This is a genomic window from Streptococcus ovis DSM 16829 (assembly GCF_000380125.1).
Classification (GTDB): domain Bacteria; phylum Bacillota; class Bacilli; order Lactobacillales; family Streptococcaceae; genus Streptococcus; species Streptococcus ovis.
The window spans coordinates 209,181-233,182 of the sequence record NZ_KB904579.1; the positions used below are offsets into that span (position 1 = coordinate 209,181).

General features: G+C 40.8%; 25 protein-coding genes and 2 pseudogenes. 5 read left to right on the forward strand and 22 right to left on the reverse strand.

Features of this window, described 5'->3' with window-relative positions; genetic code table 11:
* Positions 1-29: 29 nt before the first annotated feature.
* The 9 genes and pseudogenes from A3I9_RS0107540 to A3I9_RS0107570 form a co-directional block, all read right to left on the reverse strand.
* On the reverse strand, positions 30-2,270 hold the full coding sequence (locus tag A3I9_RS0107540; RefSeq protein ID WP_018378429.1) for a DNA internalization-related competence protein ComEC/Rec2: 2,241 nt from the start codon (positions 2,268-2,270) through the stop codon (positions 30-32).
* Positions 2,254-2,910: a helix-hairpin-helix domain-containing protein gene (locus tag A3I9_RS0107545; RefSeq protein WP_018378430.1), complete on the reverse strand. Its 657-nt coding sequence runs from the start codon at positions 2,908-2,910 to the stop codon at positions 2,254-2,256. Before A3I9_RS0107545 ends, A3I9_RS0107540 begins: the two co-directional genes overlap by 17 nt.
* Positions 2,911-3,179: 269 nt before the next feature.
* Positions 3,180-3,350: a hypothetical protein gene (locus A3I9_RS13865; protein ID WP_425423180.1), complete on the reverse strand. Its 171-nt coding sequence runs from the start codon at positions 3,348-3,350 to the stop codon at positions 3,180-3,182.
* 2 nt (positions 3,351-3,352) lie between these two features.
* A pseudogene (gene rpsN / locus A3I9_RS13210) lies at positions 3,353-3,463 on the reverse strand (type Z 30S ribosomal protein S14); the annotation flags it as partial.
* 263 nt (positions 3,464-3,726) lie between these two features.
* Positions 3,727-4,650: a thioredoxin-disulfide reductase gene (gene trxB / locus A3I9_RS0107550; RefSeq protein ID WP_245538931.1), complete on the reverse strand. Its 924-nt coding sequence runs from the start codon at positions 4,648-4,650 to the stop codon at positions 3,727-3,729.
* Positions 4,651-4,658: 8 nt separating this feature from the next.
* Positions 4,659-4,970: a thioredoxin gene (trxA, locus tag A3I9_RS0107555; RefSeq protein WP_018378432.1), complete on the reverse strand. Its 312-nt coding sequence runs from the start codon at positions 4,968-4,970 to the stop codon at positions 4,659-4,661.
* A 305-nt stretch (positions 4,971-5,275) separates the two neighbouring features.
* Positions 5,276-5,944 carry an ArsR/SmtB family transcription factor gene (locus A3I9_RS0107560; RefSeq protein ID WP_018378433.1) on the reverse strand — a complete coding sequence of 223 codons (669 nt, stop codon included), beginning with the start codon at positions 5,942-5,944 and terminating at the stop codon, positions 5,276-5,278.
* Positions 5,945-6,097: 153 nt separating this feature from the next.
* A complete protein-coding gene (locus tag A3I9_RS0107565; RefSeq protein ID WP_018378434.1) occupies positions 6,098-7,426 on the reverse strand; it encodes an NtaA/DmoA family FMN-dependent monooxygenase in 1,329 nt (442 codons plus the stop codon).
* 34 nt (positions 7,427-7,460) lie between these two features.
* A complete protein-coding gene (locus A3I9_RS0107570) occupies positions 7,461-8,441 on the reverse strand; it encodes an NAD(P)H-dependent flavin oxidoreductase (RefSeq protein WP_018378435.1) in 981 nt (326 codons plus the stop codon).
* A gap of 124 nt (positions 8,442-8,565) precedes the next feature.
* Between A3I9_RS0107570 and A3I9_RS13030 the strand changes: the two genes are divergently transcribed.
* A complete protein-coding gene (locus A3I9_RS13030; RefSeq protein WP_018378436.1) occupies positions 8,566-9,120 on the forward strand; it encodes a TetR/AcrR family transcriptional regulator in 555 nt (184 codons plus the stop codon).
* A gap of 30 nt (positions 9,121-9,150) precedes the next feature.
* Here the strand turns inward: A3I9_RS13030 and A3I9_RS0107580 are convergent, their stop codons facing one another.
* Positions 9,151-10,131, reverse strand: coding sequence for an alpha/beta hydrolase (locus tag A3I9_RS0107580; protein WP_018378437.1), 981 nt, complete (start codon positions 10,129-10,131; stop codon positions 9,151-9,153).
* Positions 10,132-10,279: 148 nt separating this feature from the next.
* On the opposite strand from A3I9_RS0107580, the gene A3I9_RS13035 reads away from it, so the two are divergent.
* Positions 10,280-10,798 (forward strand): TetR/AcrR family transcriptional regulator, encoded by a 519-nt coding sequence (locus A3I9_RS13035; RefSeq protein ID WP_018378438.1) that lies wholly within the window; start codon positions 10,280-10,282, stop codon positions 10,796-10,798.
* Between the two features lie 164 nt (positions 10,799-10,962).
* Here the strand turns inward: A3I9_RS13035 and A3I9_RS0107590 are convergent, their stop codons facing one another.
* The 7 genes and pseudogenes from A3I9_RS0107590 to A3I9_RS0107620 form a co-directional block, all read right to left on the reverse strand.
* Complete coding sequence (locus tag A3I9_RS0107590; RefSeq protein ID WP_018378439.1) at positions 10,963-12,171, reverse strand: ATP-binding protein; 1,209 nt, start codon at positions 12,169-12,171, stop codon at positions 10,963-10,965.
* 270 nt (positions 12,172-12,441) lie between these two features.
* Positions 12,442-13,282, reverse strand: a pseudogene (locus tag A3I9_RS12650) (alpha/beta fold hydrolase).
* A 3-nt stretch (positions 13,283-13,285) separates the two neighbouring features.
* On the reverse strand, positions 13,286-14,290 hold the full coding sequence (locus A3I9_RS0107600; protein WP_018378440.1) for an NADP-dependent oxidoreductase: 1,005 nt from the start codon (positions 14,288-14,290) through the stop codon (positions 13,286-13,288).
* Between the two features lie 149 nt (positions 14,291-14,439).
* Positions 14,440-14,868 carry an Rrf2 family transcriptional regulator gene (locus tag A3I9_RS0107605; RefSeq protein ID WP_018378441.1) on the reverse strand — a complete coding sequence of 143 codons (429 nt, stop codon included), beginning with the start codon at positions 14,866-14,868 and terminating at the stop codon, positions 14,440-14,442.
* 183 nt (positions 14,869-15,051) lie between these two features.
* The gene (locus tag A3I9_RS0107610) at positions 15,052-15,894 is read right to left on the reverse strand and encodes an aldo/keto reductase (RefSeq protein WP_018378442.1); all 843 of its coding nucleotides are present in this window, start codon (positions 15,892-15,894) and stop codon (positions 15,052-15,054) included.
* Between the two features lie 547 nt (positions 15,895-16,441).
* Positions 16,442-17,026, reverse strand: coding sequence for an NAD(P)H-binding protein (locus A3I9_RS0107615; RefSeq protein ID WP_018378443.1), 585 nt, complete (start codon positions 17,024-17,026; stop codon positions 16,442-16,444).
* A 15-nt stretch (positions 17,027-17,041) separates the two neighbouring features.
* Positions 17,042-17,413, reverse strand: coding sequence for a nuclear transport factor 2 family protein (locus tag A3I9_RS0107620; RefSeq protein ID WP_026217383.1), 372 nt, complete (start codon positions 17,411-17,413; stop codon positions 17,042-17,044).
* A 241-nt stretch (positions 17,414-17,654) separates the two neighbouring features.
* On the opposite strand from A3I9_RS0107620, the gene A3I9_RS0107625 reads away from it, so the two are divergent.
* Positions 17,655-18,542: a LysR family transcriptional regulator gene (locus A3I9_RS0107625; RefSeq protein ID WP_018378445.1), complete on the forward strand. Its 888-nt coding sequence runs from the start codon at positions 17,655-17,657 to the stop codon at positions 18,540-18,542.
* A 281-nt stretch (positions 18,543-18,823) separates the two neighbouring features.
* Here the strand turns inward: A3I9_RS0107625 and A3I9_RS0107630 are convergent, their stop codons facing one another.
* From A3I9_RS0107630 to A3I9_RS0107645, 4 genes are read right to left on the reverse strand one after another with little or no spacing between them, the layout of a single operon-like run.
* The gene (locus A3I9_RS0107630) at positions 18,824-19,831 is read right to left on the reverse strand and encodes an alpha/beta hydrolase (protein WP_018378446.1); all 1,008 of its coding nucleotides are present in this window, start codon (positions 19,829-19,831) and stop codon (positions 18,824-18,826) included.
* Positions 19,832-19,852: 21 nt separating this feature from the next.
* The gene (locus A3I9_RS0107635) at positions 19,853-20,422 is read right to left on the reverse strand and encodes a DapH/DapD/GlmU-related protein (protein WP_018378447.1); all 570 of its coding nucleotides are present in this window, start codon (positions 20,420-20,422) and stop codon (positions 19,853-19,855) included.
* Complete coding sequence (locus tag A3I9_RS0107640; protein WP_245538932.1) at positions 20,415-20,918, reverse strand: cyclophilin-like fold protein; 504 nt, start codon at positions 20,916-20,918, stop codon at positions 20,415-20,417. Before A3I9_RS0107640 ends, A3I9_RS0107635 begins: the two co-directional genes overlap by 8 nt.
* Before the next feature lie 5 nt (positions 20,919-20,923).
* The gene (locus A3I9_RS0107645) at positions 20,924-21,370 is read right to left on the reverse strand and encodes a cyclophilin-like fold protein (protein ID WP_018378449.1); all 447 of its coding nucleotides are present in this window, start codon (positions 21,368-21,370) and stop codon (positions 20,924-20,926) included.
* Between the two features lie 113 nt (positions 21,371-21,483).
* On the opposite strand from A3I9_RS0107645, the gene A3I9_RS0107650 reads away from it, so the two are divergent.
* Positions 21,484-22,359, forward strand: coding sequence for a LysR family transcriptional regulator (locus A3I9_RS0107650; RefSeq protein ID WP_245538933.1), 876 nt, complete (start codon positions 21,484-21,486; stop codon positions 22,357-22,359).
* A gap of 13 nt (positions 22,360-22,372) precedes the next feature.
* Here A3I9_RS0107650 and A3I9_RS12655 read toward each other — a convergent pair whose 3' ends face one another.
* Positions 22,373-23,119 carry an AAA family ATPase gene (locus A3I9_RS12655; RefSeq protein WP_018378451.1) on the reverse strand — a complete coding sequence of 249 codons (747 nt, stop codon included), beginning with the start codon at positions 23,117-23,119 and terminating at the stop codon, positions 22,373-22,375.
* Between the two features lie 622 nt (positions 23,120-23,741).
* Between A3I9_RS12655 and tnpB the strand changes: the two genes are divergently transcribed.
* A partial coding sequence (gene tnpB, locus A3I9_RS0107665) for an IS66 family insertion sequence element accessory protein TnpB (RefSeq protein WP_018378453.1) occupies positions 23,742-24,002 on the forward strand: 261 nt, incomplete at its 3' end.

Genomic DNA, 24,002 nt, shown 5'->3' on the forward strand with positions numbered 1-24,002 from the left:
AATAAATAAAAACATCCTTTTATCAGATTTCACTTCACAGTCTCAACCTTCCAACTATTCCAACCAGTAAAGCGGACTGCTCCATCCATATCTGTACGAAAATTGTTAATGCCACGCTCTTTCAAACGGTCAAGAGTTTCCTGATGCGGGTGTTTGTATTGATTGTTTTTACCGGCAGATAATAGGGCAAGTTCGGGACGAACATGATCTAAAAATACTTCCGTCGAAGAGCCTTTTGAGCCATGATGACCAGCTTTTAGGATATCTACTGGAAGTGTCGGATACTGCGAAACCAAGGTCGCCTCTCCTTCACCTTCTAAGTCACCCGTAAAGAGGAATGTCTTATCCAGTAGTTTTCCATAAAGTACAATGGAATCATTATTTTCTCCATCTCCAGTCTCTATAGGATACAGCACCTGTAGCTGACTTCCCATTATTGGCAAACAATCTCCCGCTTGTAAAACTCGGACTCGGACTCCCATCTTCTTCAACCGTTCAACAAAATCAGGAACCGTCAAACTCCCTGGACTCACCAATATTTCTCCAATCCGAAACTGTTGCGCCACTACTTCCATATCCCCAACATGGTCGGTGTCAGTATGGGTCAATACCAGCTGATCAATCTTGTGAATACCTCGACTCTTTAAATACGGAATCAAAGTTTTGTCCGCGTTCGCATCTATCTGCCGGTGTTGCCATTCCTCTTTCCCATTAAAAGTAGCCTGACCGCCAACATCTATCAGCATCGTATGTCCTTTGATGTCCCTTATAAACAAGCTATCTCCCTGTCCGATATCCACCATTGTCACCTCATTGGTCATCGGATATTTAATGACAAATAATAGGCAAAGCAGTGAACATATGAGCAAGATTCTCATCTTCTTCTGATAGAAAAAATCATAAATACAGGCTAGTACAATCAAGAGCAACAAGAGTTGAAGTGAGTTTGGTTTTCCAAAAATCATTGGAGGAGGTGAATGGTCCGACACCCAGTGAATCATTGATTCTCCCCAAACAAATACTCCATTTATTTGCGGAATTGCCAAAAAGGGAGATACCAAAAATAACAAGGACAGCGATGGCAATAAAATAACATCAAAAATGAAAGAAAATACAAGAGTTAACAAGATGGATAACGGTTGAAAACTGTAGAAATAAAACATCAAAAGAGGCAATATTCCGATAGAAATTGCTGTACTTTCAATAACTATTCTTTTCCAAGGGGGACAGGACTCAAAGTCAAAAACCGATAAAAGAAAGGCGTAGCCAAAACTCAAAACTCCACCAGCTGACAACAAAAAATGTGGCATAATACAATAACAGATGGCTAGCGTTACGGCCATATTGTCAAATCCACGCAAGCCTACATTCCCAAGTATTTTTTGTACAAGAGCTCTGATTACCGACACTGACCAACCAGTCATCCCTGCGTATAAAATTGAAAAGGGCAGTTGCAGTCGAAAAACAGTTTCTTTCGTCCAACCCAAACGTAATAGTAAATAACGTAACTGATCAATAAAGAAGCCAACTTGCATTCCAGATAGGGCAAATAAGTGAATGATTCCTAAACTCGAGTAGATATCCTTCATTTGCTCAAAATCCGTATCTAATTCTCCAAAAAGCAGCCCAGTCATATAATGACGCATAGGTTCAGGAAAATGATGCCGAATATGCAGTAATGCTTTCCTTCTCAAGATAGAAAGCCAATCCATCGGATTCCACGAAGAGGCTAAATGAATAGCTTTGATGGTCTTTACATTGACAATTCGATAGATTCCTCTTGTTTTCAGGTATACTTGATAATCAAATCCATTAAAATTTCGAGCATTATCTGGTATTTCCAGTTCTGCATCAATGTCCAGATCAATGAGTTGGTCTAATTCTCGAAAAAAGACTTGTTCTTTCTGACTCTTTAAACGATAAAACACTTGATAATGATGGCCTTCTAATTTCCCCTGAAATGATAACCTATCTCCATTGACCCGCACACTATCTGGAACAATCTGGATTGTCTTAATTGTATCTGGAGAATGCTTCTCATCCAGCTGGGATTTCAGCTGGTGACTCCAAAATAGAATCATAATCCCCAAGAAAATCGGTAAGGCTTTTCGAACCCTTTCCCAACCATACTGTTGTAGCAATCGTCCAAATAAGAAAAGAAAAACAGCAGAAGTAAGAAAGGAAAACCGATAAACCATATAATAGGCAGCCAGCAATACAATTGCTAAATGGATAGGCTGAATGGGACATTTTCTAATCCACTGTGACATACGGACGAAGATGTTCTAAGGTCTTGTCTCCAATACCAGAGACATTGTTCAGATCGTCAACAGAATGGAAACCGCCATTGCTATCTCGATAAGAAATGATATCATTGGCTCGTTTTTCACCGATGCCCGGAATCGTCGTCAACTCTGAAACAGTAGCAGAATTTAGGTGAACCTTGTCGGGCTTGTTTGCCACACCTGTTTCTTCTGCCGCTGTTTTAGGAGGAGAGACCACACTGATTTCTTCCCCTTGGCGTGCAACATACACCACTGCTTCATCTGTCAATTTTTGAGCTAAGTTTACGGATTTTTTATCAGCCTGCTCTGTAAATCCACCTGCTGCTTGGATGACATCATTGACACGTGCTTCTGCTGGCAACTCATAAATGCCTTCTTTTACAACAGCTCCCTTTACATCCACTAAAATGACAGAAGATGCACTTGCTGTCGTATCCGATTGTGAAGGGACTTGCGGAGTGGATGAGGTCGCAACCTCACTCCTGGGCGTTTCAATTAAAGCAGATGTATCTGCCTGAGATGGTTGGTGAAAAATGAAAAATAGACCAACCATCAGGATTCCAGCACTGATTCCAGCCACAAGCCATTTGTATTCTTTTACCATTGACATATATTGTTCAAACATACGATTTCCTCCTACCTTATCTATTCGCAAATAAAATTGGAAAATGTATTCTAATGTTTAAATACTTCAAATGGCTTTGTCATTTATAGATACAAAAAGCTACATTGCCTAATTGCAATATAGCTTTTTTAATGACTATCCTCTAAAGAATTTTCAATTAATTCCTGCAAATGCTAGCAAGTAGACTTCACCATCCTCAAACGAAACATCTACAAATTTGCTCCAATCTGAATCGAATAACAAGCACTTTGTTGATGCACCTTCGTCACTTACCAAGAAGCCTTTTTCAATCCAGGAATGGCTCCTTGGTATGCCTGTTGGCGTAAACAAATCCGACATATAGTGAATTGAATAAAGGTTAGGACATCGTTAAGTATCTTTGATGAACGCCAAGTTCTATCAGCAGCTCCTTGCCTTGTCCTATTCCTTTCACAATCCACTATAGTTTAAATTTGCGATAAACCGAATGTGGGCGACCACACATCAAACAACGCATGTATTCTTGGACAGGATAGGCCTTCTTTTGCTTTTGTATCAATCCTTTTCTAGCCATTTAAACCTCTTCCTTCTCGACCAATTGACCCTTTTTAAATACTAATAAACTCGTTTGAGAAGGCTGAATACCAAATAAGGAAATAAGGCGGGGCACTTGAAAAATGTCTGCATGGTAAAGTGCCAACTGTTTTCGTTCAGCCTTATCGCTGAGTTATTTTGACCTAGAGACGATAAACTGAATTGATTTCCTGAGACAAGAAGGGCAAGGTCTTGATGTTGGGCTAGCAGTTCTTCTAACGCCATGCTAGATGTGATGTGCCATCATAGGGAGTTCATAAATTCTAAAGCGTCTAATGCCGCTACAGCTCCACTACCTGCTGCAGTAATAGCTTGTTGGTACTTGGGATCTTGTACATCACCTGCTGCAAAAATTCCTGCAACAGAGGTTTTGGAAGTCCCCGCCTGTGTTTGGATATAGCCTTTCTCATCCAATGCTAATTTCCCATCAAGAAAATCAGTATTTGGTTGATGACCAATCGCTACAAAAAGACCGTCAGCCTGAATATGCTCTATCTCTCCTGTTGCATTATTTCGAATATCCAAACCAGTCATGCCCATCAGAGTAGAGTCAACTTTGACAGGCGTGTAATTCAACTTCCAATGAATCTTGTCATTTGCCTGAGCCCGTTTTGCCATAATGTCAGAGGCTCGTAATTCATTACGACGGTGGATAATGGTCACTTTCGATGCAAAGCGTGTCAAATAAAGGGCTTCTTCCATAGCCACATCTCCCCCACCAACAACGAGTACTTCACGTTCTTTATAGAAGAAAGCATCACAGGTTGCACAAGCGCTGACACCTTTGCCAATGGCTTCTTCTTCCCCCTCAATCCCGAGGTATTTCGCACTCGACCCTGTTGCAATGATAACAGCTTTTGTATCAAGGATTTCACCATTATCTAGGTGTACCTTGAACGGAGAGGAATCTCCTTCGATTTGTTGAACATAGCCAAAAGTCATTTCAGTCCCAAATTGTTCTGCCTGACGGCGCATTGTTTGGACTAATTCATTGCCATCAATGCCTTTTTCAAAACCTGGATAATTTTCAACCAAGCTTGTTGTGGTTAATTGACCACCTTCAGAATAACCTGTAATCAAGCGATTTTTCAAACCAGCCCGACTTAAATAAATACCAGCTGTATAGCCTGCAGGACCTGAACCTACAATCAATGCATCATACATCATTCACCTCATCATAACTGTGCTTGGATTTTATCTGTTAATGTTTGTTTAGAGTGTACTCCAACAAGAGCATCAACGGGTTTGCCATCCTTAAAAATCACCATTGTTGGAATAGAACGAATGCCAAAAAGATTGGCCAGATCTTGCGATTGATCCACATCAACTTGAGCAATCGTTGCTCTCCCTTCAAAATCCTGTGATAGTTCTTCAACTACAGGCTCCATCATACGACATGGTGGACACCAAACTGCCCCAAAATCGACAAAGGTAACACCATTTTGAATCGTTTGAGCAAATGTTTCGGTTGTTAATTGAGTTGTCATAAGTGACTCCTATCTATGTTTATATTTTTAGAATTCAATTATTTTATTGAATAGATTGTTGATAAAAGAATGAATTCCAAAAAAGAACAGTTGTTTCCTTTTTAAAATTCAGCTTATTTCCTACTCGTAGTCTATGTTACTTGCTTTAAGTATGATGTAGGCGTAAATATCCAGTGGGCTATTTGATAAACCCCTTCACTCTATTCAACTATTTTATTGAATAATTGAATTATAGCACATCAAATCTATTTTGCAACAATTTTGCTCACAGTACTGTATTTTCAAAAAAAAGACTAAGGATGACCCTAGTCGTCTCCTGTATGATGGGTGATTCCCCATTTCCAATCCGCAAAACTACGATTGAGGCTATAAATACTATAGCCCAAACTCTGCAAATCCTGTGCTGCTAAGTTGGCATAGCCACATTGGCGGCCACGGCAATACACGATAATAGTTTTATCTTTCGGTAATTGGGACTTCCTTATGTCAAATTCATCAATTGGGAGGCTGACTGCTTTGGGAAGATGCCCTGCTTCATACTCTTCAAACGGTCTTAAATCAAGAAGAAGAACATCCGTTTTAGTGGCTAAATCAATCGCTTCATCCAATGCAATTTGAGGAACCGCAGCTGCTTCATCATAATCTGACTCAATCGCTCTCACTTCTGCTAACTGCTCTTCACCGACAGAAAATAGCAGGAGCACCAACTGGGCAACCTTTTCAGAAGCTAAGCTATAATGGATAAAGTTCCCATTTCGATTCGTTCCCACCAAGTGACTCTCTTTTAAAACTTGAAGATGGCGAGAGGTATTGGCAACTGATAGATTCGTCGCACGTGCAATCCCTTCAACCGTCTTTGGTCCCTGTGATAGTATTTGGAGGATTTCAAGACGCTTTTCGCTCCCCAATCCTTTTGTCAAACGAGACAGCTCACGGTAAATGTTCTCTTTGTAGTCTATCATTTTATCATACATGGGATAATCTCCTTGTCTATTCAATTAAATAGTATAATTCTTGATTACTCTTGTCAACTATTCCATTCGAAAGATATTGTTCCCACAAAAATTGGCATCCAGCACAACTAACTAAAAGCAGCTCCCTCCTTTGGTAGCTGCTCTAGTACACTGTTATCCTTCTTTTCTAACCCCGTATTGATAAGGAATGCCGAGGTTTTCACGGAGGGTCTCCCCTTCATATTCTGTGTGGAAAATTCCACGCTCTTGAAGAATCGGAACAACTTGCTCTACAAAACGTTTTAAATCTGATTCATAAACATCTGGCATGACCCAGAAACCATCAGCTGCGCCGCTTTCAAACCATTCCGTTAAATGATCCGCGATATCTTCTGGTGTACCGACTGCGGCAGGGTGATAGTCAATAACTGAGTGATAAACCACTTCTCGTAAGGTCCAACCTTCACGCGCTACTCGAATGATGTTTTCTGTCCGTGGGTCACTATATGGAGTAATCGTTACGCTGTCAAGAATTTCAGCAGCGATAGGTTTTTCAATATCCGCCATGGTAAATTGAACACCCAAAGCATAACCGATATGAGCTACCCGTTGATAAAAAGTATCTTCATCAATAAACCTTGCATGGCGCTCTAGGGCATCCTTTTTACTATCTCCAATGAGAGGCATGACACCAGCGATAAAGGCAACAGACCCTGGCTGACGACCATTTTTAACAGCTGCTTGACTAAGTGCTTGGCGCATGTCTTGTCCCTGCTCAATGGTCCAGACTTCACCGACATAGACATCTGCATGCTGACCAGCAAAGGCAACGCTATTACTTGAACCTCCTGAGTGGAAAATTGGCGGTTGACCTTGTTTTGATGGTGGAATTGGCAGAGTTCCTGACGTTTCAATATACTGACCTTTTACAGTAACAGACTTGACTTTCTCATAATCCGCAAAAATCTGCTTGTCATGATCTAGTTTAAGCGCATCTTCTTCCCAAGTTGCCCATAAGGCTTGGACTGCTTGCGTAAATTCTGCCGCCTTGCCATAACGGTCAAAACTAGATGGGAGGTGCACGCCGTAAGCATTAGCACTGACTCCATTAGCACCAGTTACGGCATTCCAAGCCACACGACCTTTACTAATCGCATCTAGCGTCTTGAATTGGCGAGCAACTTCGTAGGGATTGTTCCAAGATGTCGCTCTAGTAATCCCTAAACCAATATGTTTTGTCTGGCTAGCAATGACTGTCGCAATCAATAAAGGATCCAAGCCCATGGTCTGCATATCAGCATCTGCTACTGCTTTTGTTCCTGGAAAATCACCGAAGAACATGAATTGGAATTTTCCTTTTTCAGCTAGTTGTGCCGCTTTGACATCCACTGAAATATCTGGATACTCAGAAAGCCTAACTTCTGGAGCCAACCAAGATTTAAAGTTTAAACCAGCTGCACCAAACATGGCAAGACCAAGTTTCATTTGTTTCTTTTCTGGCATGATAGTTTCCTCATTTTCATCTATATTAAAGAGTTTAGATTAAATCTTCAATACCTGACATGAGTTTGTCCATGATTACTGAGACAGGCTCAATCTTGTCAATCATTGAAATGCCAAGACCAAATGAGGCGAAGCCCTTGCTGAGGTCTCCAAAAAGCATGCCGTTTCTCATACCATTAAATCCAGATTGAGCCTTATGAATTTCCTCAAGACTCGCGCCTTCATTACTAAGTTGCAATAATTTATTTGGCAACTCGCCGGGCAAAGAGCGGTAATAAACAGGTACTGCCCTGTAAAATAAAAGGTCTGAAGCATTTGCTTTAATAGCCTCTTGCTTGATATTTTCTGCCAAAATTGACTCTTGACTCATCAAAAAAGCTGTACCAATAAAAAGACCTTCTGCACCGAGGGCAAAAGCTGCACGGGCAGTTCGTTCATCTGCGATACCACCAGCTGCCATTACAGGGACACGTCCCTTAGCTGCATCGACAATCATAGGGACAATAGAAAACGTTCCTATGATTTTTTCAGGGACAGAACCTCCTTCATCAAATCCAGTCGCTACAATAACATCTGCACCACCTTGGATAGCTTCTTCAGTATTTTCAACAGTTGGGGTATCTGCTCGAAAGACAACCTTTATTCCTTTGGCATGAAATTTCGCAGTCCATTCAGCTGAAAATTTCCCTACCATTATTGCCACTTGAACACCTTCTTCAACCATTAAATCCAGCATTGGTTGCGTAAAACGGTCTGTTTGAGGATGACCAGGTGCTACGTTGATCCCCAGAGGTTTATCCGTAATCTCACGGGCAATGCGGATTTCACGACGCATATTTTCAATGGTATCTTCCACGGTTGTCGCTGCCTCTTTTTGCCCGGCACTAATCCCCAATACACCCAAACCACCAGCAGCGCTAACAGCACCTGCAAAATGCCCATCTGTTAACCACGCCATAGGTCCTTGGATAATTGGTTTCTCGATACCTAAGATTTCTGTTACACGATTTGCCATCTTTTTCTCGCTTTCTTTGTTTCACTATGTTATAGTATTTATATTACAAGTGTCACATAAAATCGTCAATTGACACTTAGCAAACATTTGTCACTTATGTGACACATCAGGAAGGAATGTCATATTGAAACAGGATTTACGTTTTGAAAAAACCGAAAAAGCCCTCCAAGAGGCTTTTCTCAATTTACTACAAACCAAGGAACTGTCCAAAATATCGGTCAAAGAGCTCTGTGAACTGGCTCAGGTATCTCGTAATGCCTTTTACCAACACTACGAGACCAAAGAACACCTTTACGATAACATTCTCAATGAGCTTCTCCTTTCTATAGAAGATGCTTGCCGTCCCTTGGTTAAGGATGTGGCAACGATTACTGAAGTAGAAGGTCGGCTATTTTTAGATAAAATCCTTTTAGCTGTTGACCAAAACCGCTTTGTCATCAATCAATTATTGACTAGTCAACCAGCTGTGTTCACTGCTGCTTTTCATGATATGCTAGTTTCAGCAAATATCCAATCTAGTCATTCTATTGGCACCACACCTAATATTGCTTATATCCACATTTTCTCCGGTGGGATTGTCGCCTTTGTCAAATACTGGCTGTTAGAGACTAAGTTAACCCTGGAAGAGGCTCAAGATAAGCTTTTTTCCATCGTTGGACAGATGAGGGTGGACGACTAATTCATTTGGTTAATTTTATTTCTAAAGTGCCTATTGATTGGTAAATGCTGATAAATGGTCAATCACTTCTTGACTCTCCGACCACTCTGGATGTAGCGTTGCAAAAACATGCACCAGTTTGTTATGCTGGTCCTTTTCATAATTTTTCAATTGATAAGGAACATGATTTTCCTTTAGCAGTTTTTCTAATTTTAAGGTATCTGATTGGATTAAATCCTCTTCACTTGTAATGAGATAAACGGGTGGTAGCTCTGCTTTTTCAATAATACTCGAAGGATTGAGAAGATAGGCAAGTGATGGACGTTTTTTATCTTCGTCAGTCACAATGTAGTCATTGATAAGCGACATGATATCTTGTCGCTGATTATCTAACATAATGGAAATCAATCCAAGCCCCCTGATTGTCAATCCAGTCTGTGGCATATTAAAGGTTTCTTGCAATTCAGGACTGCTATTAATAGCTGTTGACATCAGGCTCAGCAAAGCACCAGCTGAATCCCCCACAACATAAACCTGATCTAAGTTAAGATTCAAGCTATCTTGATGTGTCACCAGATAACGATAAGCTGTCATAATGTCATCAATCTGATGCCAAAACGTTGATTCAGGAATCAAGCGATAGCTGATATTCACTACTGTATGGCCTCTTTTGACAAATTCCAAATTGAACTTAAGATTCGTTTCTTTATAAGAAGCAAAGAGTCCTCCTCCATGAATATTGATAATAAGAGGTTTCGTCGTAACCTCTTTTTTAGGACGATAAATATCTAGCAAATGCCCTTGATTTCCTGTTTGACGATAAGGAATATCCCTTTCTACATTGACATGAGAAAAATCAATCTTATTTTGTTCCAATTCTACCAAAGTTTGTCGTTCACTACTTTCAAGTAACCATTTAAAAGCCTGTAATTTTAACGTAGGTGTAAACCAAATCACCATGACTGACAAACTGATAAGGAGAAGAATGCCAACACTCCCTTTCCAAATCCGTGTGAACCGTCGTTTTTTCATAACTTATTTCCTCTCATCTTTCTTGATTAAAAATATTAACCATGTTACAGTTGTAACAGCACATTCCATTTTAACAAATCATTTTCTAAACTGTTAATAATAACCTCTTAGCTGTAACATTATGATACCATCTGTAACAGGAGGCACGATGAACCATATCAATTTATCTAACAAAGAAGCCAATCAACTTACTCGTGAGTGTATTGAAACAGCTCTGCTATTCCTTCTTGAACATAAATCATTTGAATCTATTACCATTACGGAATTAACACAAAAAGCAGGCGTTTCAAGACCTGCTTTCTATCGAAATTATGACTCTAAAGAAGCTATTTTGCAACATATCGCTATCCCCATTTTAGAAGAAATTGTTGCGCTTTTCCAAGTACCAAATTGCCATCACAATCCTAAACACTATTTACAATTTTTCGATATCATTAAAACGCATCAAACAAAGCTGAGGATTTACTTATCTCACATTGATAAAATCCCGTTTTCCTTCTTTAATGAAAATGATGAGACTGTCTCCATCGAAGACTATTACTATTACCGAACAGGGACCATGATCTACTTTTCTATGGCAAAAGATTGGCTTGAAAAAGGGTGTCATCCTGATAGTGCGACCATGAGTCGTATATTGCATGGAATGATTAGGCGATTATTTCCCTAGAAATAACGCTTTTCTACCCTAGCCACTTTTCTCATTCACATCTTCTCAGGTGCTATTGTCGCCTTTGTCAAATACTGGCTGCTAGAAAGTGATTTGTCACTTACAGAGATACAAGATAAGCTTTTTATCATCGTTGTCCCACTCACTCGCATTTTATTCTCTTATTACTCCAACAACCAGTCCACCAAATTTTGCTTAATGATGCCTTCGTAATTGGCAGTTGGTTGGATGCTGTCTAGCGTTAAAAGGTATTTTGGAAATTGATCCTTGATTGCTTTCAGAGGACGGAGTTCTCTGTCTAAGGTTTTAGGATCAAGGGTGGTTTGACTGACCTGGTAGTACTCATAGGCACCTTGGTCTGTGACAGCCACAAAGTCCACCTCGTACTTTCCGATATTACCGACGTAAACTTTGGAGTAGCGACGACGCAATTCTAGGTAGACTAGATTTTCAATCATATGCCCTAGATCTTGCGGATGATCGGGTAAAAGGAGCTGACGGAACCCTAAATCAACCGTATAGTACTTTTCTAGTCGTTGCAAGAGTTTTCTTCCTTTCACATCAAATCGAGGGACCGCATAAAACAACAAACTGTCTATCAGTGTATTGAGGTAGCTTTCCAAAGAATGATGGGAAATCGCAACATGTTGACTGACTAGTGTATTGCGTAGCTTATTTGTCGATACTTGACTGCCAATACTGCTTAAGAGTGTACGAATAATACGCTCCAGCATATCTGGATTAGCAACACCGACTCTGGCTACCACATCATTGAGGACAATTGAGTGATAGATCCCTTGCAAATACTCAATCCGTTCTTGATAAGATTGCGTCTGAAGCAAATACGGAAAACCACTAAACAGATAGTCGTTAAAATATTCTAATCTGGTCTTAGTTTCTGCACCATGCTCCTGCCCTGCTAGAAACTCTTTGAAAGATAAGGGTAAAACCTCAATCTGAACATAGCGCCCAGTCAAATTAGTCGCCAATTGACTACTCATAAAGTAGGCATTGGAACCTGTCAAATACAGGTCAACATTTTCTTTGATGAAAAGACTGTCCGCTACAAGCTCAAACTTGTCGACATGCTGAACCTCATCCAAAAAAATATAGTGTTTATCATTAGAGGTTAGACGTTCTTCGAGATAGGTATTCAAAGTACGAAAATCCCGTAAGTCATAAAATGACAAATCTTCAAAGTTAATAGCTATAATCCGGCTTTCTTCAACACCAGAAGCCAATAATTCCTCACGGAAAAGTTGGAACAAAACAGATTTGCCTGCACGACGAACACCACTAATGACTTTTATTAATGGTTTATCTTGATGGCGTCTCAAAAATTCTAAATAATATGGTCTCGAAATGATTTTCATAGCAATTACCTCATCTTTATTATATCACAAACAACCATTTATTTGCATAATTTTAGAAATAATCATAATAATCACCGTTTATTTGCACAGTTTTAAAAATAATTGCAAAAAAAGTGGTTATTTTCAAAAAAATGCAAATAGTAAAAACCCCCTCAGCTACTCTGTAGCAGCTAAGGGGCTAAGCTAGTTTACACAATGTCTTGTTAGTGCTTTAACCGAGTAGAGTTTTTGAGATTCCACCTTAACTTAGCGATAACTACTGTTTATGCCTTATTCTCCTATCAAGAAAGCATTAAGTTTTGATGCAAAATCTTCCGCATACTGAAAGATCGACCCATGGCCTGCATGAGGATAGATAATCAATTGGCTATCTGTAATCCTATCATGCATGATGTAGGAATTTTCTGTTGGTACCATCATGTCCTTGTCACCATTGACAATCAGGGTTGGTGGTGTTATAAACTGCAAGTCATCTTCTGGGGCTTTTCCCCAGGTTTTAATGGCTTTTAACTGGCGTAAAAAATTGGGCACAGCCATCTCTTTGTCCGCATAAGCTTTCTTGCGACTGGCTAGGCGACTGAGCACCTTATCTGCTTCTGCTCTGCCATGGTCATCATGACCATAAAAAATATAACGTTTAGGATCCACACGATGCCAAGCAGCCCGTGCCATATAACGGAAGGTCCTTGCTGTAACCTGATCAATACCAAGTCCGCCACGGTGACCAGTCCCTACTAAAATCAAGCGATTCACCAAAGTTGGAGCCAAACGCACCACTTCTTGAGCAATCATACCCCCCCATAGACAGACCAAGAAGGTTGATTTTACTGTAGCCTAGGGCTTTGATAATGTCTATCATCTGATCTGCCATTCCTGGAATGGTAGCTGCTACCTTACCGTCGCTGGCCCCAACACCAGGCAAATCAAGCAAAATGACATGCTGTGTTTGAGTCAAAAGGTCAATGAGTTTAGGGTCCCAATGATCCATGGTTGCTGCGAGATGGACTAGCATGACCAAAGGATAATCTGACTTTCCCTTGCCGATTTCACGGTAGGCAATGTTTTTCTCTTGAACAGTGAGGTATTGGTTTTTGGTTTCTAAATAAGCCATGTGTTATCCTTTCATACTGAGAACAGTTTTACCGCGCGAGCGTCCATTTGCTACCTTATCCAGCGCAGCATTGACCTCATCAAAAGGGTAAACCGTATCAATAGATGGCTTAATCTCTAGTTTGGTAAAAATATCTGCCACTTCTTGGAGTTGTTGACCATTGCTTTCGACAAAGATAAAGTGATAGTGAACGCCATATTTGTCAGCCATTTTGTCGAATTTACGACCAACCAGTGTAAAGAGGATTTGTTTCCATTTAGGTAAATTCATACGCTTAGCAAAGGCACCATTTGGCATGGCACGGAGAGATACCATCTGACCGCCTTTTTTCATGATAGCCATTTGTTTCTCGGTCTCAGTGCCACCTAGAGTGTCCAAGACATAATCAACATTGCTGAGGATCTTGGTGTAATCCTGGGTCTTGTAATCTAGGAACTGATCGACCCCGAGTGCCAAGACTCGGTCACGATTGCTGATGTCCCCATTAGTGATAACGGTTAATCCTTTAGCTTTAGCAAGGGGAATAGCCATGGCACCGACACCACCAGTCCCACCAGAAATAAAGAGGATCTTGCCAGCTTTAGCATCCATAAGGTCGAACGCCTGCATGATGGTCAGAGCCGTCAGAGGGACACCTGCCGCCTCCTCATCGGTTAAATAGTCAGGAACCTTGGCTAGAGCATATACATCCACAGCCACGTACTCGGTAAAAGCACCAATATTATTTAACGGCAAACGACCAAAAACACGATCCCCCACGGCAAACTGGCTCACGCCGGTACCTATCTTTTCAACCAGTCCCACCACTTCGTTTCCAGCAATGAGGGGCATTTTATAAGGAACAATCATCTTGACCTCACCACGGGTAATCATATTGTCTAACGGATTGACCCCAGCTGTCAGCACCTTGACCAAGACTTGCTTATCCTGTGGCTCAGGTTTTGGAACATCGACGAGTTTGAGGTTGAGATTGTTTTTGTTGTAGTCATTTAATTGTGCTGCTTTCATTAGTTTTCTTCTTTCTTTTTTTGGAAATAGCAGAGCTGGTCTGCAAGGTTGAAACTTCAAACGACGTTTAGAGAATGTCGTAATAATCTTTACCAAATGTATCTGTCTTAGATACAGATACAATGTTAATAAAGGAAATTACCAAACACTTACTTGATAACTCCTGCTTGACGGTACAGATTTGTAATGACATCAGCAAGGCTTTGACTGGCAAGCTCCTTTTCTAGCCGACTCTCTGCCTTTTGAAATACTGGATTGATTGCCCCTTCGATATGTTTACCAACAGGACATTCCAGATTGGCATGCTGATGCACTTGAAAGAGTTTGACTTGAGTCACTTCTTGCGTCGCATAGTAAATGTCTAAAAGACTGATTTCTGCTGGTGCTTTCGTTAACGCATACCCGCTCTTGCCTTGATGTGACATTAATAAATCGGCATTTTTCAAAAGAGCAATGACCTTACGAATATAGCTGGCATTGGTGCCCACACTGGTTGCCAATGCCTGAGAAGATAGGGTCTCCTTACTCTCCGAAATCATAGTTAAAATGTGGATGGCTACTGAAAATTTCGTATCCATAAGACTCCTTTTTAAACAAATGTTAGATAAAGCTATCTAACTTGTTCTTGTTTATGATACAAGTATAAGTATATCAACTAAAAAAGTCAAGCAAAATACTTTTTTTATTAACAATAATTTTAACAGTGGGATATTTTAACAGCACAGAAAATAACCCTCGGATGTTTATCCAAGGGACTATTTCTAATCTGCCGGTATAAAATTTTTGAAATTACGCTCCCGTTCTTCCAAGGTCATATTGAAATAGCGGAAGTTTTTATCAAGCGCATTGATTCTTGCCATTTCCTCATCGGTCAAGGCAAAATCAAAGATGGCAATATTTTCTTTTAAGTGGTCTGGATTGGTCGTCTTTGGAAAGACAGCATGTCCTGACTGAATATGCCAACGTAAGATAATCTGTGCATTGGTTTTGCCATATTTTTGAGCCAATTGTGTAAAGATGGGTTCATCAATTAGGGTAGCATCACCGTGTCCCAGTGGATACCAGCTTTCGATGATGGTACCAATACTTGCAATCCGTTCTTTTAACTCACGTTGTTGGAAATAGGGGTGACACTCTACTTGCAAGGCTGCTGGTTGGACGGTTGCCATCTCAAGAATTTCTTCCAAGCGACCAGACTCGAAATTGCTGAGACCGATTGAGTGTACTTTACCAGCCTGAACGGCTACTTCTAACTGTTTCCAGCCTGCTTTGTAATCGCCTATTTCTTGGTGCAAAAGGACAAGGTCAATGTAGTCCATATCTAAACGCGCCAGCATTTTGTCAATAGCCTCAGAATCGGCGTAATCACTCGGCCAGAGTTTTGAAGTGATAAAGAGCTCGCTGCGTTCCAAGCCAGATGCCTTGACCGCTTGACCTACCCCACGCTCATTTTGATAAGCATGCGCTGTGTCCACATGACGATACCCAAGTTCAAAAGCCTCTAGTAAATTCTGTTTCGTATCGGTTGGGGCAACAAGATACACGCCAATCCCAAATTGTGGCATTTGATATCCTGAGTTGAGTGTTAAATAGGTTTGTTCCATAATCGTTCTCCTCTAAAAATGTGGTGTACATGGTCTTTTCATCTTCATAGATAAAGACTTTCAATTACTGATACCTAAGCAAATTCAAAAATTACTTTTTTGTTTCTTTCTTAAAAGTGCGGACGCTCCAAAGGTCTGGGAGACCTTTGGAGGTAGGAAATAGAGTTGACAAAGTCAATGTCAAAACCTCCTTTGGAGTTTCATTGCTACTTTTTTGAGCCTCTCTATCGCAGTAGATGATTGGCTGTACTTGTCGACTATTCGACAGCGTCCAACCTAATCATCCTTGCGGGGGAACTACTACGAAATTGATTCTCAATTTCTGTAGTTCTCCCAAAAATCCGTTCTTAGCAAGAGTTTACTCTGAGCTCTCGCGTTTCTAAGCTCAGACTGAAACTGTCCACTGGACAGTTTCACTTCTAAGAATACTACTATAGCGAAAGAAACAGTTTTTCTCGCTACGCTCGTTACTCTCTCAATGATATTAAAGGTTCTAAAATTCTAATTTTGATTTTGAATGAATATGAAATATCTAAGCTGGCCTTGTTTAATCTCGTACCATTCCTAGATTTTCCCTAAGGTAAAAATCTGGATGCAGTACAGCTTCTTTAACAAAATCTGCTATGGCTAACCGTGAGATGGTGTTCCCACAGATAACATCACCTTTCGGATAAAGGTGATAACTGATATCACTACTATTGTCAAACCAACCTGGTCTCAAAATAGTGTAGTCTAAGTCAGTTTGCTCTAGCTTATCTGCCGCCTTTCGATAAGGTTTTAAGATACTATCCACACGACCATTTTGACCAGGTAATTCTCCGTAAATCCCATAGGATGAGATAAAGACAATACGTCTGACCTTGGTCGTCTCCATCACATCAATGATAGCCTGAACCATCTTCGGTAAATCTCCAGAGAGTGCTACAAAAACAAGATCACTGCCGTTAATAGCTTCTTTTAAGGCCCTTGTGTCAAAAACGCTCGCTGAAATCTTGCTAACACGCGCATGGTCAGGTAGTGTATGGGCTGATCGTGACAGTAACGTTAAGTCAACATCCGTTTGTTCTAATAAAGTCCTAGTAACAACGCGACCGAGCGATCCTGTTGCACCAATAATGGTTACTCTTGCCATTCTGTTCTCCTTCGTTTAATAAGTGCTTGCAACCTGCTTCATCACTTGCCACTGACCATCTCTTTTTTCAAAATACATTTTGACTTGCAGACGCCAAGTGGACGGACCAGATCCCCAGATTCTTGCTTTCACCCGACTTTGGCCAATTAGGCTGGCGCTATTTCCAGAAATGACGACATCTTTTATCGCGTCTTCTTTCCACGAATAATACGCCATGTCTTCAGACTCAATCTGCTCCAACCATTCAGCAACTGGCTGAGAATACCCTGTCATATGAACTAAAACAGTATCAGCTCGTAACAGTTGAGACAAGGTGTCAATATCTTTCTCTACCATGGCTTGATTGATTTGGCGATATATGGTTTGTAAGGTTTCTTTTTCTGACATTTCCGATTTCCTTTCTGATATGACATCAGGTAACTGTAACGCTATAGTCTGCTTGTCACTAACGAAATAAGTACCAGTTAGTATTCCTAGAATGAGACCTACTAGGATACCGTATCGCATTTTTTTGCTCCGCATTTTACCCGTCTCCTTTTCACTTGATGACTTTAGTATAATGCCTTATAATAAAATTATCAAATACTTATTTTAGATTATTTATAAAATTTTTTAATAAGGAGCCAAGATGAATACTAAACAAATGACCTATCTTATCGAAACCGCTAAAACGTTAAATCTAAGCCGAGCAGCTGAAAATCTCTTTATCTCTCAACCCTCACTATCTTATCAAATCAAGACAATCGAAGAAGAGGTGGGCTTTGCTATTTTTGATCGTATTGGGAAAAGCATCCGCTTAACACCTGCAGGAAAAGAGTTAATTAGTTCCTTATCACGAATTTCTCAAGAGATACAGTTTGCCATTGAACAGGCTCAAAATATGGGAGAACGCTATCGATCTGCTATTAAAATCGGCTTTCCCATGCGGACAATGCTCACTCATCTGCCAGAAGCTATCCCTATTTTTGAAGCCGAGCAGCCTACGATTCAAATTGTGCCTGAAATGCAACCGACTATTGACGCCATCAGCTCTTTTATGAGACGGGACCTGGACATCATGTTACTCCCTCGTGAGGAGGCTGAGAAACTCAGTGGTGTTACTATTACCCCGCTATTTACCAGTCACATCTATTTGTTATGTCAAACAACCGATCCACTGGCCAAAAAAGAACGTATCACGATAGAAGATTTAGCCCATCGCACCCTTCTGGTCAATGGTGGCTCATCACAAACCTTGCGCCAGGTTCAACAGCGTGTCGTTGATACTGTTCCTATCCAGACTCTGAATAGTCCAACACATGATTTTACATTGATACAAGTAGCTGCTGGAAGAGCTATCTGCTTATCACCAGGATTCTTAAACGACCATTCTGGGCAATTTTCGTGGATTCCTTTTGACTGTCCAGAATCCTTTGACTTTGTACTTGTTCACCACCAGGATGTTCAAAATGACGGGCTCACTCAACTCATTACTATCCTCCAAGACCTTTATCAAAACTCACCTTATCACTTTTAGCTGAGAAACAATTGTTATTTCATTCACTTCCATCACATTGGGCTTCCAAATCGTGTGTTAGCTGTCAATCGTGCGCCTACCAGTCCTGTCGCTGCTACATCTACCTTGGTTTCTATATAAATAACACAAGGGATTATTTTAGCAATCGTCACCACAAGTAAATTTACATGTAAAAAACCTTGAAAAATCAAGGTTTTTAATCATTTATAACTTCCAACTATCATAAGGATTACGATAATACTCTTACCCTTAAAACATTAAAGCTTTTCTAGCTCCTATGATTACTTCAAATTCTCAGTAAAGAAAGACACCAACTTATCAAATGGAATCTTATCTTTTTGATCATAAAGATCGACGTGATCAGCATTTGGCACGATGAGCAGTTCTTTTGGCTCACTCGCTGCTGCGTATGCTTCTTCTGAGTGGTAACGGGAATGGGCATTTTCACCAGCTACAAGAAGGATTGGGCGTGGTGAGATATCTTTGATATTATGGTAAAGTGGAAATTCATAGAATGCCATTGGTGTTGTCGCTGTCCAAGCTGCTGTTGAATTGATAGAGCGCTCGTGATAGCCACGCGGTGTGCAATAGTAATCAAAGAAAGCTTTTGAAACAGGGTCTGCATCTTCTGGGAGTTTTTCTGGGAATAGGCTCTCACCCGTCACCACATGACCATTTTCATCAAACCCTAGCTCGTGATAGCCTAAACTGTATTTCCCAGTTTCTGAGGCACCATTGTCCACATCTACCCAGCGTTGATGGCTGACATGTTCACGCAGTTTTGCCTTCTGTTCATCGGTATAGCTGTTCATATAGCCCAAGTACATAGACTTGGACATGTCGTACATAGAAGCTGTTGCAACGGCTTTAATCCGCGTATCAGCTCCTGCTGCTGTCAAAGCCATGCCAGACAAGCCACAAATGGCTTGGGCTCCAATACATTCACGGTCAACGTAAGGTAAGGTTCCAAGATAATCAACGGCTGCGCTGTAGTCTTCGGTAAACATCACTGGCTCAGCAACATTACGCACTGCTCCACCTGATTCCCCTGTAAAAGAGGGGTCAAAAGCTAGCGCTACAAAGCCATTCTTGGCAAATTCTTGCGCGTAAAGACCTGAGGCTTGCTCTTTGACCGCACCAAATGGTCCAGACACTACAATGGCAGGATTTTTCTGATTATCATAGCCTTCAGGCAAGTACAAATCCCCTGCAATTTCGATACCGAAACGGTTTTTAAAACGAACGTTTTGTGAGGCAATGTTTTCATAGATGTCAAATGTTTTTGTCATGATACTTCTTCTTTCTATAGGTTATTCTTCAATGATGTTGATGACTTTTGCTGGAACTCCAGCGACGACAGTATTGGCTGGGACATCCTTGGAAACAATGGCACCTGCAGCTACAACAGCATTTTCACCGACAGTAACCCCAGGTAAAATGGTAGCATCCGCCCCAATCCAAGCATTTTTCTTAATGGTCACTGACTTGAGTTCCAATTTATGACGGTCTGCTGGTTTCAAAGGGTGATTCACGGAAATCAGCTTGGCACGTGGGCCAATGAGCACCTCATCTTCAATGAAAATCCCACCCAAATCAACCATAAAGACATCCTTGTTCACATAGATATGTTTACCAAAGTGAATGTGGCGTCCAAAATCCGTTTGAAAAGGAACGTTGATAGCCACTGTTTCATCTATTTTTTCCTTCGTCAACTGTTCAACCAGTCGCCTAGCACTCGCCATGGTTTGAATCTGAGTATTCAACTCTTGCACAAGGGGCTGATTTTCAGCTTGAATGGCCGAAATGAGCTGGCGCAGGCCACCTTGTTCTGGAACTAATTTTCCAGTGTTTAAATACGGTTCAAAAGCTTTATCAATCATTGTTTTCCTCCAAAGTAAGAGTCACTGTTACCTTTTCCTTAGCCAGCTGGGCTTTGGCATCCGTAGCCATGTGACCCAGCTTGGTGTAAGACCAGCGATTCTGACCATAAAAGAGCACTAACTGGCTACTATTATAAAGCATGATATCCCCTGGCTGAGCGGTTTGCTGGGTATTTTGACTTGGTAGTGTCATACCAAGCTCTCCAACCTGTTCAAAACCACCATAAGCTGATAAGTCGATAGTCAATGGCTGTTTTTCTAACGCTTTTTTCAAGGTTGAAACAGCTTCGTTTTCTTCCCAAGTTACTGGAATATTTTGTCCATCTATGGATAAGGCGATGGTCATCAGTTTGTCTCCTTTTTCTTTGTGTTGTTTCCCTGTGGTGTTCTTCCCACTAGTAGGAATGGAGGAATTTGGTAAGGAACAGCTGGCTAAACTCAAACAACCAAGCAATAACCCAATCAGTAAGATATTTCTACTATATTTTAATACCACTTGTTTTATCCCCCTCTCTCACCTTCTTTGAGCGATAGGGTTAAAGGGATTTCATCACCATTTAGCTGACTTTTTACAAGCTTGATATCGTTAGCGTTAGCAAGCTGCCCTAAGAAAATTTCCCTAAGATGAGGCTTGGTATTTTCCCCACCTGTATAGATAGAAAACCAATCTCCACTTGGATCATAACAGATATCCCCGTTAAACCAACCGCCTTGTACGTCTGAAGCTTGGTAGGGAAGTGGCATGATTTGCCCACAAGCATCAGTTATTCCTGTACAAGCCATGGTTGTGAGAGGTAGATGCGCGATCAGTGTCTTTGAGGCCTGTGTATCCGTTAGATAAGCTGTTACCACCACCTCGCCCAATTGAATAGCAATCTCAGTAGGGGATAGTATCTCTGTTTGACGAGTATCACTTGGTCCTACCTGTTGACGAATCCTCACTACCACTTCACCTCCTTTTGATATTTCTATGATAATCCTCAGCTCATCAAATAGCAAATACTTATTTTAAATAATATAAAATACTTAAAAGGCATGTTATAATATAATGAAAGGAGGAAATGATGGAAATTCGAGTGCTCCGCTATTTTCTAGCGATTATCAAAGAAGGAGGCATCACGCAGGCTGCAAACAGCCTCCACCTGACACAACCCACTATCTCACGTCAAATCAAAGAATTAGAAGAAGAACTGGGAAAACAACTCTTCATCCGCCATAAGAAGGGGCAAATTGAGCTGACTCAGGAAGGACTGCTCCTTCAAAATCGTGCCGAAGAAATCATTGCCATGGTTGATAAGACCGAAAATGATTTTCGCTATCTGACAGATATTATCGAGGGCGATGTCTATATCGGTGGTGCAGAATCCCATATTTTTAGGCATATTGCAATCATTGCCAAACAACTTCAAGAAAAATATCCAAACGTTCGCTACCACCTGTCTTCAGGAAATGCAGAAGATATCACATCTCTGCTAGACAAGGGGTTATTAGACTTTGCCTTGATTGTCCATCCTCGTCAATTACCACATTATCATTATCAAAAATTGCCTTCTCAGGATATTTGGGGAGTCATTTTACCAGCGACTGATCCATTAGCTCAAAAAGACAGTATTGCTCTAGAAGATATTCAGCACCTCCCCCTCATTCTTTCCCGTCAAGCAGTGACCAAGACTCAGTCAGACAACCAACTTCTTAATTGGCTTGGTGACTTAAACCAGCTAAATATTGTCAGCACCTTTAATCTTAGTTACAATGCTCTCTTCATGGTTGAAGAAGGTCTGGGTTATCTAATCGGATTTGACCAGCTGACCTACAACCCTAACTTGACCTTTAGACCACTTGAACCATTACTGACCTCAGACCACTACCTTGTCTGGAAAAAAGATAAGGTCTTCTCAGCAGCAGCCCAATTGTTTTTGGATAAATTACAAGGTTAAGCTATCAAAAACTCTAAGCAGGTGGAACCTGCTTAGAGTTTTTGATAGTCGATTTCTTGAAGCCTGCTTCTTCCAGTTTTGCTTCGCAATCGTTGGCAAGCATTTCTCCATCTTTGAGCATCTCCAAGATAAACTCCTTTGCCTTGAGCTCCTTTTCACTCGGTCTGCCCATTTTAGGTGCAAGAGAAGAAAACGCTTCTTCCGCTGTCATTTCCAGTTTCGAAACAAAGTTCACTCCGCTTTCTGCTACCTCAAAAAGAATTGCCGAACCCGTCGGAGCAAGGTTTGATTTTACCTGTACCAAATATCTCTCGGCAAGTGCTTCCTTGTTTGCTGTTCTTGTGATTGCAAGAATGCTTCTTGCAGCTCCTGCAATGTCAATCGAACCGTTGGTGCGGTAAAGAGGGTTTGTATCTCTCATCTTATTCATATGAGCGATAATCACAATCGCACAGCCTGTATCTTTGGCAACCGCTATCAGATGATTAAACTCTGCTCGTGTTTCGTTGGCATTGTTCATCGAACAGCTTTCCCCGATGTAGGAACTCATCGGGTCAAGGATTAAAAGTTTGGCATTGTACTTTTCAATCGCTTCACGAATACGGTTATCCCCAAAAGACAATGACTTCATATCTTCCTTGATGAAAATAAGGTTATCTCCGTTACCGCCTGCTGAATTAAATCGAGGTACTACCGTATCGTCTGCGTCATCTTCTGTTGTCTGATCAATGATAGTTAATAGGCTCTCGTTCTTCTTCATCAGCAAAGGGAAGATGTTCTCCCTTTGAGAGCAAGGCAGCGAGTGAAAGCATAAACTTGCTTTTGCCATCGCCTGGATCGCCTTGCAACAAAGTTACCTTGCCGAATGGGATTATACGGATACCACAGCCATTTCACTTCTTTTGGCTCAATATCGCTTGCCTTTACGATTTCAAGAGGTACAGCTACATTCGTTTCATTTTCATAGTTCTGTGTTCTCCTTTTCTGCTAAAAATAAAAACCACAGATATAATACATCAGCCTTGTTTGTGTCATTTCTCGGGGCGAAAATTGAGGTAAATATCCCTTTCTAAGCCTTTCAAAAAATCACACAAGGTATTTGTACTAACCTGTAGTTATGTATTGATTTATAGTAAGCGTCCAATAACAAGGTATCTGTAAATGCAAGGGATCCTCCTTTATACTGTTATTAAAAAACAGAAAGAGAGGACTTTTCTATGCCTCAAACTATTGTTCCTTTGGAAACACCACAATCTCGTCGTTTTGAAAAAAGAGTAAAAATGATCTGCTACTTAAAATCAGATACGGTAAAGTTGAAGTAAGTTTCTTTCAATCATTATCCTCTGAGCAACTGAACTCTCTTTTAGAAAAGATACTGACTTATGACCATTCAGCTCAATGATTTAGGTAAGGTCTATCTAGTCTGCGGAAAAACGGATATGCGACAAGGGNTTGATTCGTTAGCTTATCTGGTTAAAAGTCAATTTGACTTAGACCCCTTCTCAGGTCAAGTCTTTCTCTTTTGCGGTGGACGTAAAGACCGTTTTAAGGCACTCTATTGGGATGGACAAGGGTTCTGGCTTCTCTATAAACGCTTCGAGAACGGTAAATTAACTTGGCCAAACACTGAAAATGAGGTTAAA